Consider the following 15,223-nt stretch of genomic DNA (forward strand, 5'->3'; position numbering starts at 1 on the left):
CGGTCGGGCCGTGCCAGCGCACGGTCACCGGGAATCGGGCACTCATGTCAGAGGTCGTCCTCGTCGAACGTCGGGCGGACGCCCCGGGCGAACATGATCTCGTCGTTGCTGGTGCCGGCGGCGACCATGGGCCAGACCATCGCGTCCTTGCCGACCACGAAGTCGATCACGACGGGGGCGTCGGTGATGGCCATCGCCGCCTCGATCGTCTTGTCGACGTCGCCGGCGTTCTCGCAGCGCAGTCCGATGCAGCCGAGCGCCTCGGCCAGCTTGACGAAATCCGGGATGCGGTGCTTGTGGGTGCCCAGCTCGGTGTTGGAGTAGCGCCCCTCGTAGAACAGGGTCTGCCACTGCCGGACCATGCCCAGGTTGCCGTTGTTGATCACGGCGATCTTGACCGGGATACCCTCCAGCGCGCAGGTGGCCAGCTCCTGGTTGGTCATCTGGAAGCAGCCGTCGCCGTCCACCGCCCAGACCACCGTGTCCGGCCGACCGACCTTGGCGCCCATCGCCGCCGGGACGGCGTACCCCATGGTGCCGAGGCCGCCGGAGTTGAGCCAGGTGCCCGGCTTCTCGTACGAGATGAACTGGCTGGCCCACATCTGGTGCTGGCCGACCCCCGCCACGTAGATCGCGTCCGGGCCGGCGATCTCGCCCAGCCGCTTGATCACGTACTGCGGGGAGAGGGTGCCGTCGGCGGGCTCGTCGTAGCCCAGCGGGTACCGGTCGCGCAGGTCGTCGAGCTGGGTCCACCAGTCACCCAGGTCGGCCCGGTGGCCGGCCTTCTGCTCGGCCGTCACCGCCACGATCAGCTCGTCGATGACGTGCTTGGCGTCACCCACGATCGGGACGTCGGCGTGCCGGTTCTTGCCGATCTCGGCCGGGTCGATGTCGGCGTGCACCACCGTGGCGTCCGGGGCGAACGAATCCAGCTTGCCTGTCACCCGGTCGTCGAACCGGGCCCCCAGCGCCACGATCAGGTCGGCCTTCTGCAGGCCGTAGACCGCGGCGACGGTGCCGTGCATGCCGGGCATGCCCAGGTGCTGACGGTGCGAGTCGGGGAACGCGCCGAGCGCCATCAGGGTGGTCACCACCGGGATGCCGGTCAGCTCGGCGAGCTGGCGCAGCGACTCGGTGGCGCCTGCCTTGAGCACCCCGCCACCGACGTAGAGCACCGGCCGGCGGGCACCGCCCATCAGCCGGGCCGCCTCCCGGATCTGCTTGCCGTGCGGGTGCAGGGTCGGCCGGTAGCCGGGGAGGTCCAGGGTGGGTGGCCAGGAGAAGGTGGTCGCGGCCTGGAGGATGTCCTTGGGGATGTCCACCAGCACCGGCCCGGGACGACCGGTCGAGGCCAGGTGGAACGCCTCGGCGAGCACCTGCGGGATCTCCTCGGCGGTCTGCACCAGGAAGTTGTGCTTGGTGATCGGCAGGGTGATGCCCTGGATGTCCGCCTCCTGGAAGGCGTCGGTGCCGATCGACGGGCGGGCCACCTGGCCGGTGATCGCGACGATCGGGACGGAGTCCATGTAGGCGTCGGCGATCGGGGTGACCAGGTTCGTCGCGCCCGGCCCGGAGGTGGCCATGCAGACACCGACCCGGCCGGTGGCCTGCGCGTACCCGGTGGCGGCGTGACCCGCGCCCTGCTCGTGCCGGACCAGGATGTGCCGCACCGAGGAGTCGTAGAGCGGGTCGTAGGCGGGCAGGATCGCCCCGCCGGGGATGCCGAAGACGACGTCGACGCCGAGCGCCTCGAGGGACCGCACAAGCGAACCGGCGCCGGAGACCGGGACCGGCCCGGACGGCCGTACGGCCGGGGTGGCGGCAGCGGCGGTGGCTCGCGACGGGGTGGCGGGGTCGGCGTCGACGGTCGGTTCGGTGACCGTGCGGGCCCGCCGGGCGGAGTGGGCGAGGGTCTCTGGCGTGGGTCTCGTCATGGCGGTTCAGGCCTTCGGCTGGAGTTGGGTGGAGCTGCTACGACAGGTGCGACAGAGGCGATCACGCGCCCCGGGGTTCCGACGGCAACAAAAACGGCCCTCGTGCAGATGCACGGGGCCAGCGCACTCTCGACAGCGGGAGAGTGCGCTCAGGTAAGTACTCGCAGCGACCGGTTCGACGACATGGGCCAAGCCTGACGCATCTCACGCGATGAGTCAACTGATCCCACATGTTGGTTCACGAACGGGGGACCCCGTCCCCCGTGGGGGCCTCGTCGACCGGCCCTGCCTGCGCGGACTCCTCCCGGGCGGGAGGAGGGGCGGGCACCGGCGGGTGGGACCGCAGTCGGGGCAGCAGCGGCGACGGGGCCGGTCGGGGCGGCGCGGCGGGCGGGGCCGGCGGGGCGGAGGCCGGTCGGGCCCCCGGCGAGGTGGCCGCCTCCAGCATCGCCTCCAGGTGCTCGGCCGGCACCCCCCAGCCGAAGAGCGCGCCCTGGCCGAACCGGCAACCGGCGGCGACCACCGCGGCCAGCTCCGTCGGGGTGGTGACCCCCTCGGCGATCACCTCCATGCCGAGCTGGTGGCCCAGCCGCATGACGATGTCGACCATCGGGGCGAAGGCCGGTCCGTCCCGGCCCACCGGGCGGACCGGCTCGTGCTCGGCGACCAGACTGTGGTCGATCTTGAGGATGTCGATAGGCAGCCGACGCAGCTGACCCAGCGACGAGTAGCCCGCGCCGAAGTCGTCCAGCGCGATCCGTACGCCGGTCAGCCGCAGGGCTGTCAGCCGGCGGATCAGCTCGTCCAGGTCGGTCGCGACGGCGTGCTCGGTGACCTCCAGCACCAGCCGCTGCGGCGGTACGTGGTGGGCGCGCAACGCCTCGGCCACCTGCACCACGTACTCCGGGGCGTGCAGCTCGCGCGGGGAGACGTTGACCGACACCCAGACGTCGTGGCCGTCGGCGAGCCAACGGGACAACTGCCAGCACGCCTGGTGCAGCACCCAGGCCCCCAGCTTGGCGATCATCCCGCACTCCTCGGCCAGCGGGATGAACTCGTCCGGCCGGATGTTGCCCAGCTCGGGGTGGTGCCAGCGGAGCAGCGCCTCGGCGCCCACCGGCCGGACCGAGGGCAGCGAGGCCACCGGCTGGAACGCCAGCCGCAGTTCCCCGCGCTCGATCGCGCCGCGCATCTCGTGCTCCAACCGGGTCCGCCGGGTCAGCAGTTGGTCGTAGCTGCCGTCGTAGCGCTCGATCCGGTTCTTGCCGCGCTGCTTGGCGTAGCGCAGGGCAAGGTCGGCGTGGCGCAGCAGGCCGACCACGTCCGAGTCGCCACCCTGCCCGGCCACCCCGATGCTGACCGACAGGAAGACCGCCCCACCGGCCTGGTCGTACGGCCGACCGAGCACCCCCAGCAGCCGTTCGGCCACCACGTCCGCCTCGGCCGGACGGCCCCGCATCAGCACCGCGAACTCGTCCCCACCGAGCCGGGCGGCCAGGTCACCGGGGCGCAGGTTGCTCCGCAGCCGCCGGCCCACCTCGGCCAGCACCATGTCACCGACGTCGTGGCCGCGCATGTCGTTGACGTTCTTGAAGCCGTCCAGGTCGAGCCCGAGCAGTACGCAGTCGGCCCCCTCGGAGGCGCAACGCTGCATCTCCCGCAGCAGGCCACGCCGGTTGGCCAGGGCGGTCAGCGGATCGGTGTGCGCCAGTTCCCGGAAGTGCGCCTCCCGCTCGGCCAGCCGGGCGGCATAGCGGCGGACGTCGTTGAGGGTGAGGTACTGCCGGGTGACCAGCGCGAACCCCTCCAGGCTGCCGGCGACGATGCCCAGCGCGTCGAACCGGCCGCCCTGCGCGAGGTGGTACATCGCCGAGGCGGCCATCGCGAACATCGGGATGAAGGCGTACTCGCCGTCGCGCCGGATCAGGTCGATGTCGACCTGGCCGGGAGCGTCCACCCGGTGCACGGCGAGCGCCCCGGCGAGCAGGCCCACGGCGAGCAGCGCCATACCGGCCATCGCCATCGCCGAGTCACCCTGGCAGACCCCGGCGGCCACCCCGAGGCCACCGGTGGCGGTGGCGGTGATGCCGACACCCAGCACGGCCAGCCGGGCCCGGGGGCCGTCGGCGCGTGCCACCACGATCCCGGTGAGGCCGGCGGTGAGCGCCGCGGTGACCGAGGCGAGCAGGATGGCCGGGCAGGCGCTCGGCGTCTCCACCCCGAGCAGCCGGGTGGGTTCCGAGAAGAGCACCCAGCCGACGAACCAGATCGCGGTGGCCACGACCAGCCCGTCGAGCAGCAGCCGCGCGGCGGCTGCCCGGGCCACCATCGCCCCGGGCAGTCGGAGCAGCCCGGCGCAGAACGTCAGCCCGCTCAGCGCGGTGCCGATCGAGATCAGCGACGCCCAGCCCATCCGCTGACCACGCTGGTGCGCCCCGTGCTCGCTCGCGCCGAGCAGCGCGACGGTCCCGGCGACCATGGTGACCAGGGCGACGGCGGCGGCCAGGGCGAACAGCAGGTGCGCCTGGCGGTGCGGACCGCCGCGCCGCCGCGCCGAGTCGGCCAGCAGTGCGGTGGCGGCGGCGGCGAGCAGGCCGCTCAACACCGCCACGGCGACCATGCCCGGGGGTAAACGCACGACCCCAACTGTGCCGGATCGGTACCGGCCACGGGGTACCGGGTGTGCAACTGTTGGGACACGGCGTGCGCGGTGGGGGCTACCCGCCGGACGGTGTAAGACTGGTACCCATGCCTGAGCTGCGGTCGAGGACCTCCACCCACGGTCGGACGATGGCCGGCGCCCGGGCCCTCTGGCGGGCCACCGGGATGACCGACGACGACTTCGGCAAGCCGATCGTCGCCATCGCGAACAGTTTCACCCAGTTCGTCCCCGGCCACGTCCACCTCAAGGACATGGGTGGCCTGGTCGCGGACGCGGTGGCCGAGGCCGGCGGGGTGGGGCGCGAGTTCAACACCATCGCCGTGGACGACGGCATCGCCATGGGCCACGGCGGGATGCTCTACTCGCTGCCCAGCCGGGAGCTGATCGCCGACGCGGTGGAATACATGGTCAACGCGCACTGCGCGGACGCCCTGGTCTGCATCTCCAACTGCGACAAGATCACCCCGGGGATGCTGCTGGCCGCGTTGCGGCTGAACATCCCGACCGTCTTCGTCTCCGGCGGCCCGATGGAGGCCGGCAAGACGGTGGCGATCGAGGGCGTGGTGCACTCCAAGATCGACCTGATCGACGCGATGATCGCCTCCTCCAACGAGGCGGTCACCGACGACCAGCTCGGCGAGATCGAGCGTTCCGCCTGCCCGACCTGCGGCTCCTGCTCCGGCATGTTCACCGCCAACTCGATGAACTGCCTCACCGAGGCGATCGGCCTGGCGCTGCCCGGCAACGGCTCGACGCTTGCCACCCACGCCGCGCGCCGGTCGCTCTTCGTCGAGGCCGGCCGCACCGTCGTCGAGATCGCCAAGCGTTGGTACGACGCCGACGACGCCTCCGTGCTGCCCCGCACCGTCGCCAACCGCAAGGCGTTCGACAACGCGGTCGCCCTCGACGTGGCGATGGGCGGGTCGACCAACACGATCCTGCACCTGCTCGCCGCCGCCCGCGAGGCCGAGCTGGACTTCACCGTCGCCGACATCGACGCCGTCTCCCGCCGGGTGCCCTGCCTGGCCAAGGTCGCCCCGAACTCGCCGAACTACCACATGGAGGACGTGCACCGGGCCGGCGGCATCCCGGCCATCCTCGGTGAGCTGGACCGCGCCGGCCTGCTGCACCGCGACGTGCACGCGGTGCACTCCCCCTCGCTGGCCCAGTGGCTCACCGACTGGGACGTCCGGGGCGGCTCACCGAAGCCGGAAGCGGTCGAGCTGTTCCACGCCGCGCCCGGCGGGGTGCGTACCACCGAGCCGTTCTCGACCACCAACCGCTGGTCCACCCTGGACACCGACGCCGCCGAGGGCTGCGTGCGGGACCGCGCGCACGCCTACACCGAAGATGGTGGGCTGGCCATCCTGCACGGCAACCTCGCGCCCGAGGGCTGCGTGGTCAAGACCGCCGGGGTGCCCGAGGAGTGCCTGACCTTCCGGGGCCCGGCCAAGGTCTACGAGTCGCAGGACGACGCGGTCTCGGCGATCCTCGCCAAGGAGATCGTCGCCGGCGACGTCGTGGTGATCCGCTACGAGGGCCCGAAGGGCGGCCCCGGCATGCAGGAGATGCTCTACCCCACCTCGTTCCTCAAGGGGCGCGGGCTGGGCCGGTCCTGTGCGCTGCTCACCGACGGCCGGTTCTCCGGCGGCACCTCCGGGCTGTCCATCGGGCACGCCTCCCCCGAGGCGGCCTCCGGCGGGCTGATCGCGCTGGTCGAGCCGGGCGACGAGATCGTCATCGACATCCCGGCCCGGTCGATCGAGCTGAACGTGCCGGACGACGTGCTCGAAGCCCGCCGGGTGGCGCAGGAGAAGCGGGACCGGCCGTACACCCCGCTCGACCGGCAGCGCCCGGTGTCCGCCGCCCTGCGCGCGTACGCCTCGATGGCGACCTCGGCCAGCGACGGCGCGTACCGTCGCGTCCCCGAGTGACCGGGGGGGGCCGGCCGGGTGAGGTGATCGTCTCCAGGTCGGCGGGGTTAGCGGTATCCCACGACCGGGACACCGCTATCTCGCCCCCGACGAGTGGATCAACGACCACCTAGGTTCCCCCGTATGTCACGTCAATCGGCGATCGGGCAGGTCGTCGCCCTCGGCGATCAGGTGGGCGCCGTCGTCGTCGTGGCGGTGGACGGCGCTGCCGGTCCGGGTGAACCGGACGCTGAGCGGGCGGCCGGCGTGCCGGGCGGCCAGCCGCCGCAGCCCCGGCACCGGGTCGGGCGGCAGCGGGCGGGACGCCGACCGTGGCACCGGGACGGACATCCGGGGATCGGCCGGCACGGTCTCCGGCAAGGTGACGTCGAGACACTCCATGCAGTGCGCCACGGCCGCCGCGAGGCTGGGCCGGTCCGGCAGGTCGTCGGGGCGCACCGGGGCGTCCGGCGGGCGCAGGCCGACCGACCAGAGCACCCCGTGCGCCCGCATCGGCGCGACCGGGTGCCGCCGTAGGTCCAGCACGTTCACGATCAGCGCCAGGTCCAGGCCGCAGGCGAGCCGGAGTAGCTCGGCCAGCGGCGGCGCGTCGGGGCGAACGGCGGTGACCAGCAGGCGCGCGGCGGGCAGCGCCGGGCCGACGGCGGCCACCTGCTCCCCCACCGGGTCCGCGCCGGCCCACGGCAGGGCGACGTAGCCGTCGCGCACGTCCGGCGGGAGGGTGTGGCCGCCGTCGGCCTCGGCGAGGTCCTCCGGGCTCACGCCGAACACGGCCGCCCAGGCACCCAGCCGGTAGCGGTCGGGGAGCCGGACCACCGACCGGCCGCCGGGGCTGACACTGACCGCCGACACGGGCTCTGCCACCCCGGCCCGCCACGCGAGGTGTACCACCCGGCCCCGCAGGTCGGTCAGGGTGACCAGGGCGGCCTGGTGCACCCGGCCGGTGCCGGCGCAGGTGGCGCAGGGCAGCGCGGAGGCCACCCGGCGCCTGGCGGGGCGGCAGGCCGGGCAGGGCCGCGCCGGCACCGGCTCACCGAGCCACGGCGGGTCCGGCGGCTCGACGGCCCGGCGCAGGGGCGTCCGGCTACGGGGTATGCCGTGGGGCCGGTGCGACCGGCTGCGACGCAGGCCGGTGGGCTGCCCGACCAGGTCGGGTGCGGGCTCGCCGGGACGCAGGCCGGTGTGCCACCAGCGGCCGTCCCGCCACACGGCCAGCGCGCCGGGCAGCCGGCCGCCGCCCGCCCGGCCCGCGCAGTCGGCGCGCACCCGCCGGGCGACCCGCGCCACGTTCGCCGCCGCCGGGATCAGCGGCCGGAGCGGGTCGGGGCGGAGCAGCCGGGCGGGGGCGTCCCGGCCGCGCTCGCCGAGCCCGGTCAGCGCGCCGGCCACGTCGGTGCCGGCGAGGGCCGCCGTCAGGTCGGCGAAGCCCGGCTCCGTTGGCAGGCCGGGCACCGGGGAGCCGGGCACCTCGTACCGGACGGCCCAGCGCAGGGTGTCGCCGTGCCGGCGGGCCTCCAGGACCAGGTCGAGCAGGAGCAGGTCGGCCAGCGCGCACAGCCGGCCCAGCCGCTGCGCCGGGTCGACCGGGGGCGGGGCGGTCGACCGGCCCACCCACACCCGCCACGCCGGCCGGGCCGCCACCGCGAGGGCCCGCGCCGCCAACTCCTGCCGCTCGACCGCCGGCAGGTCGGGCCGCCAGGCCGTCGGCATCGGTACGACCATCGGGTCCACGGGGGCGGCGACGCCGGCTTCGACGGCCAGCTCGCGTACCCGGGGAGTCAGGTCGACCGCCCAGCCGCCCGCCGGCCGGGGATGGGGGGCGGGGCCGGCGGGCAGCACCTCGTGGGACGCGACCGCACCGGTGTCGAGGTTGGCCACGGTCAGCACGAGCTGTGCGCGTCGCCGCCCCCGCCGCCCGCAGCGGTGGCAGGCAGCTGTGGAAGTGCCGTCGCAGTCCGGGCAGGCGACGCTGGGCGCGCCGGTCACCGGGGCGGCCGGGCCGTGCAGGGCCCGTCGTGGTCGACGCGGCGCACGCAGCGCGGCCCCCCGGCCAGCGGCAGGTCGCAGAAGACCCGACGGCGTACGCCCTGCTCGTCCTCGGCCGAGACGGTCGTCTCACCGGCGTCCACCTGCGACAGGAACGTCACCGACCGGGCCAGCGCCGCAGCGAACCGGTGGGCGGCGGGCAGGTCGGCGGCGGTGAACGGCAGGTGCGCCACCCAGCGCCCGCTCACCGGCGGATCGCTAGGTGGGTGCCGGTGGGGCGGACCTGATGGGGAATCGCGCGCACGGCGCACCTCCTCGACGACCATTCGATGCGGCAATTAATGGGCCGTGGAAATTCACGACCATCGCCTTTGACAACGCCATCTTGTAAGGTCGGAGGCGCTATCTCAATGGATGTCCCCGCACACTGTTCCGCTAATCGTCGGCAACATTCGGCGTTCCAGAACGGAGCGTCGAGATGTTGCAAAACGCAACGGGGAAAGGCGGCCGGATGGCCGAGGACATGGGATCGACTGTGCCCCGTCGCCGGCTCGGCAGGGCACTGCGTGACCTGCGCACCGAGGCCGGGATCACGCTGGACGCCGCCGCCGAGGCGCTGGAGTGCAGCCGGCAGAAGGTGTGGCGCATCGAGAGCGGGCTCGGCTCTGCGCGCAGCGTCGACGTGCGCGCCATGTGCGAGCTGTACCGGGCGAAGAACGAGCCGACCCGGGCGCTGGTCGCGCTGGCCGGCGAGACGAAGGCGAAGGGTTGGTGGCACGCGTACGGCGACGCCATTCCCGACTGGTTCGAGCTGTACGTCGGCCTCGAATCCGCCGCTTCGCACATCCGGCGATACGACGAAGCGTTGATTCCAGGGCTGTTCCAGACGCGCGGCTATGCGCTCGCCGTCTACCAGCACCGCGCGGAGGTGACCGAGGACGAGCGCGAGCAACTGGTCCAGGTGCGGCTTCAGCGGCAGTCCCTGCTGACCCGCCGGCTGCCGGTGGCGCCCCGGGTGGAGGCCGTCATCTCCGAGGGGGCGCTGCTGCGGATCGTGGGCGACCGCCCGACGATGGCCGAACAACTGCACCACCTGCTCGACGTCGGCGAGCGAGGCCGGGTCAGCATCCGGGTCCTGCCGCTCTCGGTCGGCCTGCACCGGGGCGTCGAGGCCGGAACCTTCGTCATGCTGGAGTTTCCCCTCGGCAACCGGGCGACACCGGACCCTCCGGTGGTCTACAGCGAGTCCTGGACCGGGGCGCTCTACCTCGACCGGCCGGACGAGTTCGCCGCCTACGAGAAGGTGTGGACGAGCCTGGATCAGCTCGCCCTCGATGAAGGACAATCAAGGCACCTGATCAACAAGATCGTCACGGAGGTCCACCATGGCTGACCTGACCGGTGCCCACTGGCGCAAGAGCACCCGCAGCGGCAGCAACGGTGGCGACTGCGTCGAGGTCGCCGACAACCTGCCCGGCATCGTCGCCGTGCGCGACAGCAAGGACCCGGCCGGCCCCGCCCTCACTTTCACCCCGGCCGCCTGGGCCACCTTCACCGGCCAGGTCAGGCGCACGCACTGACGGCAGGCGGGTGCGGCGGGCATCGAAGCCGCCGCACCCGCCTGCCGTCAGTGGATCGGGATTCCCACCTGCTCGGCTGGCCGACCGCAGTCGGCTACCGGACAGAAGTGTCGTCATTGGACCAAAGCGATGATGTCGACAGCTCCGTCTGACTGTCGCAGCCGGCCGGGCGGATCGGCTGACGTCCGACCCGGCAGCTTCTTCGGTTCGTTCGCGCCAACAGTCGCGCCGGTTTCTCCCCGGTTCGCCGAGTAACTTCTCGTACCACCGCCTGCACGAGGAGTCATCGCATGTCCGAGGAGACCTGGCTCGCCGCCCGCCTGATCCCCACCTCAGGCATCAACGGCGCAGAGGAACAGGAACGCCGGGCGACCTCCGCCCTGCTGGCGGTGATGAGCGCGGTACGGGAGTTCGGCCGCGTCCTGACCCAGTCCCTCGGTGCGCCGGCCGGAACGGTGCAGACCTTCATCGAGGTGCCCTTCAAGCTCGGCACCCAGCAACTCTTCCCCGACGGACTGATCCGCGTCACCCGGGGGCAGCGCCAGTGGACCGCCCTGGTCGAGGTGAAGACCGGCGGCAACACGCTGCGGACCGAGCAGTTGGAGGCGTACCTCGACATCGCCCGGGAACAGGGCTTCGACGCCCTCGTCACGATCTCCAACGAGATCGCGCCCGTGCCGGGTCAGCACCCGACCGCCGTCGACCGCCGCAAGCTGCGCAAGGTCGCCCTGTACCACCTGCCCTGGTCGGAGATCCTGACCCAGGCGGTGATCCAGAAGGAGTACCGCGGCGTCGCCGACCCGGATCAGGCGTGGGTCCTCGGCGAGCTGATCAGGTACCTGGAGCACCCCCGCTCCGGTGCGCTGGAGTTCAGCGACATGGGGCCGGCGTGGGTGCAGGTGCGCGACGGGGTGTCCGCCGGGACCCTACGGGCCAACGACAGCGGCGCGGCGGAGGTGGCCGGTCGCTTCGACGCGCTGATCCGCTACGCCTGCCTGCGTCTCGGCCGGCAGTTGGGCACCGAGGTCACCCCGGCGCTGAGTCGCCGGGATCTCGCCGAGCCGGCCGGTCGCACCCAGTCGCTGGTGAACCAGCTCGTCAGCACCGGAGCCCTGACCGGCAGCATCAGGATTCCCGGTGCGGTCGGCGCGCTTCAGGTCACGGCCGACCTGCGGGCCGGGCGGATCGTCTGCCATGTCGACGTGGACGCCCCCCGCTCCGGTCGGCCGACGACGAGGGTGAACTGGTTGGTCCGCCAACTGAAGGACGCGCCGGACACCGTACGGATCGAGGCGTTCGCCATGCATGCCCGGGGCGGCGGAGCCACGGACCTCCTGCGCCGGGTCCGCGATGAGCCCACCACGCTGATCACCGATCCGTCCCGTGAACTGCGCGCCTTCCGGGTCGCCCAGAGCACCACGGCGGGCACCAAGCGCGGCAGCGGACGGGGTGCGTTCATCGACTCCGTGCTGAAGGCGATCGACGACTTCTACGAGCAGATCATCCAGAACCTGAAGCCGTGGATGCCCGCGCCCCCACGGCTCCGGATGCCCGACGAGGTGACCCCCGTGCAGCCGGTGGCCGCCAGTCTGGTCTCCACCGCCATCTCGTCCCAGGACAGCCCGGAGTTCGACACCCCGCCCACCGGGTCAGCGCACGGTGCGGGCGTCAGCCAGTCGAAGGAGTGACCGGGACGGGTGCCGGTGACGGACTCAGGGGATCGGGCGGACCTGGGTGGCGCCCCGGTAGCAGCCGGTCCGGGCCGGCGGCGACACCCACCCCGCCCCGGCGATCCGTACCTGCGCCCAGACGCAGGTACGGGTGCTGGTGAGCAGGTTGCCGTAGGCCGAGATGCCTGCGTAGTCGATGGTGAAGTCGCGGCTGCGGGCCGGGGTGTCGCCGTCGGTCACGGTGAGCACCACCCGGGCCGGCCGGGGCACCGTCGGGGTGCCCGCCGGGGCCGGCATGAACCGGGGCCAGCTCGCCCCGCAGGTGGGCGAGTAGCGCAGTTCCACCATGCCGATCACCCGTTCGTCCACCAGCACCGCCGCGCTGTCCACTGTGGCGACGGCGGGATCGGCCGCGCAGCCGGCGTCCTTCGGGTCCGCCCCGTCGTGCACCAGCTTGGCGGGTGCCGGGTCGGTGGCGTCGGCCGGTCCGGTGAGCGGAGAGGACGGGGGCTGCGGCCGGTCGACGGCGCGCCAGCCGGCCGAGGCCAGGCCGACGGCGAGCACCACGAGCAGGCCGGCACCGGCGGCGGGGAGCAGCAGCCGGCGGTGGGAGCGGCCGGCCCGCACCGGGGGCGACGGTTCCGCCCCGCCGGCCGCCGCAGCGGCAATCGCCGGCAGGCGCCCGGCACCGGGCAACGGGCCGGCACCGGGCGAGTGGCCGGCAACGGGTGGCGGCTCGACACCGGGCGAGGGACCGGCGACAGGCGGAGAGCCGGTAGCGGGCGGAACGGGGTCGGGCAGGTCGGTCGTCGCCCCGGGCACGCTCGCGGCGACCTGACGCCAGCGATCGGCCCAGGCCGACTCGTCGCCGCCGAGCGCCCGGACGTACGCCAGGGTGGTGTCCAGGGTGGGGAGTTTCCGGCCGCCGGCCGCCTCCGACAACGAGCTGGACGACCGGTGGGCCCGCCGGGCCAACGCCTGGTAGGTGGGCCGGCCGGCCCGCTCCCGCAGGCTGCGCAGGTCGGCGGCGAACGCCTGCACCGCGTCGGCGTCGGGATCGAGAGGCCGCTCCGTCCGGGCCATCCGTGACTCCTCGGATTGATTGACCAGCGCCGGCTATTGATTGTCCAACGCCACACAGCGTAGAGACGACCGTCGACGGAAGGTAGAGATGGGAAGACGACTTCCGCCTCCGGAAGTCGACCATCCACACCGGAGGAACGATGACCGCCGCACCCCGAACGTCGAGGGCTGTCCACCGGACGTTGGCCAGCGTGGCCGCCGGCACCCTGGTCGCCGCGAGCCTGCTCGTGGCGAGCCCGGCGAGCGCCGTCGGCTGCACCACCACCGGCTGCGACGGCACCGACCCGAGCAACACCGGCTGCTCGGCCGACGCCCGCAACGCGACCAGCCAGCCGGCGTACATCGTGAAGGGCGCAACCACGTTGGCCGTGGTGGAGCTGCGGTACAGCCCCACCTGCGGCACCAACTGGGGCCGGATCAACAACCGGGTGACCCCGAGCGCCGTCAAGGTCACCGCCTACCGGGACAGCCCGCGCAAGTCGACCCCGTGGTACGGCGGCACCGGCGCCCAGTACTACGGCGACCAGCTCTACGGCGACAACTCGACGATCTGCGCGGTCGGCGAGGTCGTCTACGGCGGCACCACGTACACCAGCACGCCGCTCTGCGCCTGACCGGAGCGGCTCCGGGGCGGCCGGAGCGACGACGGGGCGGCGGTGGGCGACGAGGCCGCCCACCGCCGCGCGCGCCGGCCGGCCGGCGTCAGGTGGTGACGGTGCCGCGCAGCAGTTCCCGGGCGTGGGCGATGGCCGCCGGGGTGTCGGCGAAGACCAGCCCCTCGCGGCGCAGTTCGTCGGCCACCCCGAGGGTCGCGAGCACCTGGTCGTGGTCGGGAGTGATGCCGGAGAGCAGCACGGTGATCCCCCGGCCGCGCAGCCGCCGGATCGCGTCGCCGAGCACGTGCGCGCCGGTGGCATCCAGCGCCGACACCCGGGACATCCGCAGGATGACCACCCGGACGTCGGCCACGTCGGAGAGTTCCAGCAGGAAGGTGTGCGCGGCGGCGAAGAACAGCGGGCCGTCCAGCCGGTAGGCCACGATGTGCTCGGCCAGCAGGGCGTGCTCCTCGGCGCTGTGCTCACCCCGGTCGAGCGGGACCTGTTCCAGCCGGGCGCTGCGGGCCACCGCGCGCAGCGCGATCACCACCGCCACGGCCACCCCGACAGCCACGGCGGTGACCAGGTCCCAGGCCACGGTGACGGCGAAGGTGAGCACCAGCACCAGCGCGTCGCCCCGGGTGGCGCGGGCCAGCGCCCAGAGCGAACCGGCCTCGACCATCCGTACCGTGGTGGCGAGCAGCACCCCGGCGAGCGCGGCGAGCGGAATCCGGCCGACCAGCGGGGCGGCGGCGAGCACGATCGCGGCGAGCGCCACCGCGTGGGTGAGCGCTGCCAGTTTCGAGGCCGCCCCGGCGCGGACGTTGACCGCCGTGCGGGCGATCGCGGCGGTGGCCGGGATGCCGCCGAACAGCGGTGCGGCGAGGTTGGCCAGGCCCTGACCGAACAGTTCCCGGTCCGGGTCGTGCCGTTGGCCGACCGTCATCCCGTCGGCGACGGTGGCCGACAGCAGGCTCTCCAGCGCGGCGAGCGCGGCCACCGCCAGCGCCGACGGCAGCAGCACGCCGACCGCGCCGGGGTCGAGGAAGCCCAGCGACGGCGCGGGCAGCCCCTGCGGCAGGGCGCCGATCCGGACCAGGTCGACCGGGACGGCTTCGGCGAGCACGGTGGCGGCGGCCACCCCGAGCAGCGAGAACGGTACGCCGGGCCGCCAGCGCGCACCGAGCAGCATCAGCGCCGCCACCGCGAGGGCCACCGCCAGCGCCACCGGCCGGGGGTGTACGACGAACCGGGCGACCGCGTCGGCGGCGACGGCCCAGACCCGGTCGCCGTGCGCATCGGTCACGCCGAGCGCGGCGGGTAGCTGTTGCAGGGCGATGACCACGGCGATGCCGGCGGTGAAGCCCTCGATGACGGGGGTGGGCAGGTAGCGGACGTAGCGGCCGAGGCGGGCCAGGGCGAGGGCGATCAGCAGCAGCCCGGCCAGCGCGCCGACCATCAGCACCCCGGTCGGGCCGAACTGCTGCACCACCGGCACCAGCACCACCGTCATCGCCCCGGTGGGGCCGGAGACCTGGAGGTGGGAGCCGCCGAAGACGGCCGCCACCGCCCCGGCGACCACCGCGGTGACCAGCCCGGCCCCGGCCCCCAGCCCGGAGGTGACGCCGAAGGCGAGGGCGAGCGGCAGGGCCACCACCGCCACGGTCAGCCCGGCGACCAGGTCCCGCCGGGGTGAACGGCGTACCGCCTGCCAGTCGGCGCGGTCGGGCAGCAGGCCGAGGAACCGGTCGGCGACGGCGACGGCGCTCACCGGCCCG

11 protein-coding genes are annotated in these 15,223 nt (G+C 73.7%); 5 read left to right on the forward strand and 6 right to left on the reverse strand.

The window, feature by feature from the left end; genetic code table 11:
• Nucleotides 1-47: 47 nt before the first annotated feature.
• Nucleotides 48-1,934: an acetolactate synthase large subunit gene (locus tag OHQ87_RS17895; protein WP_328339278.1), complete on the reverse strand. Its 1,887-nt coding sequence runs from the start codon at nucleotides 1,932-1,934 to the stop codon at nucleotides 48-50.
• Nucleotides 1,935-2,172: 238 nt separating this feature from the next.
• Nucleotides 2,173-4,572 carry a putative bifunctional diguanylate cyclase/phosphodiesterase gene (locus OHQ87_RS17900; RefSeq protein ID WP_328339280.1) on the reverse strand — a complete coding sequence of 800 codons (2,400 nt, stop codon included), beginning with the start codon at nucleotides 4,570-4,572 and terminating at the stop codon, nucleotides 2,173-2,175.
• Nucleotides 4,573-4,682: 110 nt separating this feature from the next.
• Here OHQ87_RS17900 and ilvD point away from each other — a divergent pair, with 110 nt between their 5' ends.
• The gene (ilvD, locus tag OHQ87_RS17905) at nucleotides 4,683-6,530 is read left to right on the forward strand and encodes a dihydroxy-acid dehydratase (protein WP_328339282.1); all 1,848 of its coding nucleotides are present in this window, start codon (nucleotides 4,683-4,685) and stop codon (nucleotides 6,528-6,530) included.
• A gap of 126 nt (nucleotides 6,531-6,656) precedes the next feature.
• On the opposite strand, the gene OHQ87_RS17910 is transcribed toward ilvD, so the two are convergent.
• Both OHQ87_RS17910 and OHQ87_RS17915 read right to left on the reverse strand, forming a co-directional pair.
• Nucleotides 6,657-8,408, reverse strand: a complete 1,752-nt coding sequence (locus OHQ87_RS17910; protein WP_328339284.1) for a hypothetical protein — start codon at nucleotides 8,406-8,408, stop codon at nucleotides 6,657-6,659.
• A gap of 104 nt (nucleotides 8,409-8,512) precedes the next feature.
• Nucleotides 8,513-8,764, reverse strand: a complete 252-nt coding sequence (locus tag OHQ87_RS17915; RefSeq protein WP_328339286.1) for a hypothetical protein — start codon at nucleotides 8,762-8,764, stop codon at nucleotides 8,513-8,515.
• 263 nt (nucleotides 8,765-9,027) lie between these two features.
• On the opposite strand from OHQ87_RS17915, the gene OHQ87_RS17920 reads away from it, so the two are divergent.
• The 3 genes from OHQ87_RS17920 to OHQ87_RS17930 all read left to right on the forward strand — a co-directional run bounded on the left by OHQ87_RS17920 (nucleotide 9,028) and on the right by OHQ87_RS17930 (nucleotide 11,784).
• Nucleotides 9,028-9,909: a helix-turn-helix domain-containing protein gene (locus OHQ87_RS17920; RefSeq protein ID WP_328339288.1), complete on the forward strand. Its 882-nt coding sequence runs from the start codon at nucleotides 9,028-9,030 to the stop codon at nucleotides 9,907-9,909.
• Nucleotides 9,902-10,096, forward strand: a complete 195-nt coding sequence (locus OHQ87_RS17925; protein ID WP_328339290.1) for a DUF397 domain-containing protein — start codon at nucleotides 9,902-9,904, stop codon at nucleotides 10,094-10,096. Before OHQ87_RS17920 ends, OHQ87_RS17925 begins: the two co-directional genes overlap by 8 nt.
• Nucleotides 10,097-10,386: 290 nt before the next feature.
• The gene (locus OHQ87_RS17930; RefSeq protein ID WP_328339292.1) at nucleotides 10,387-11,784 is read left to right on the forward strand and encodes a stress response protein; all 1,398 of its coding nucleotides are present in this window, start codon (nucleotides 10,387-10,389) and stop codon (nucleotides 11,782-11,784) included.
• A 24-nt stretch (nucleotides 11,785-11,808) separates the two neighbouring features.
• On the opposite strand, the gene OHQ87_RS17935 is transcribed toward OHQ87_RS17930, so the two are convergent.
• Nucleotides 11,809-12,849, reverse strand: coding sequence for a helix-turn-helix domain-containing protein (locus OHQ87_RS17935; RefSeq protein WP_328339294.1), 1,041 nt, complete (start codon nucleotides 12,847-12,849; stop codon nucleotides 11,809-11,811).
• A 140-nt stretch (nucleotides 12,850-12,989) separates the two neighbouring features.
• On the opposite strand from OHQ87_RS17935, the gene OHQ87_RS17940 reads away from it, so the two are divergent.
• Nucleotides 12,990-13,463 (forward strand): DUF2690 domain-containing protein, encoded by a 474-nt coding sequence (locus OHQ87_RS17940; protein ID WP_328339296.1) that lies wholly within the window; start codon nucleotides 12,990-12,992, stop codon nucleotides 13,461-13,463.
• 88 nt (nucleotides 13,464-13,551) lie between these two features.
• On the opposite strand, the gene OHQ87_RS17945 is transcribed toward OHQ87_RS17940, so the two are convergent.
• A complete protein-coding gene (locus OHQ87_RS17945) occupies nucleotides 13,552-15,216 on the reverse strand; it encodes a SulP family inorganic anion transporter (RefSeq protein WP_328339298.1) in 1,665 nt (554 codons plus the stop codon).
• Nucleotides 15,217-15,223: the final 7 nt, after the last annotated feature.

This window comes from Micromonospora sp. NBC_00421 (assembly GCF_036017915.1).
GTDB lineage: Bacteria > Actinomycetota > Actinomycetes > Mycobacteriales > Micromonosporaceae > Micromonospora.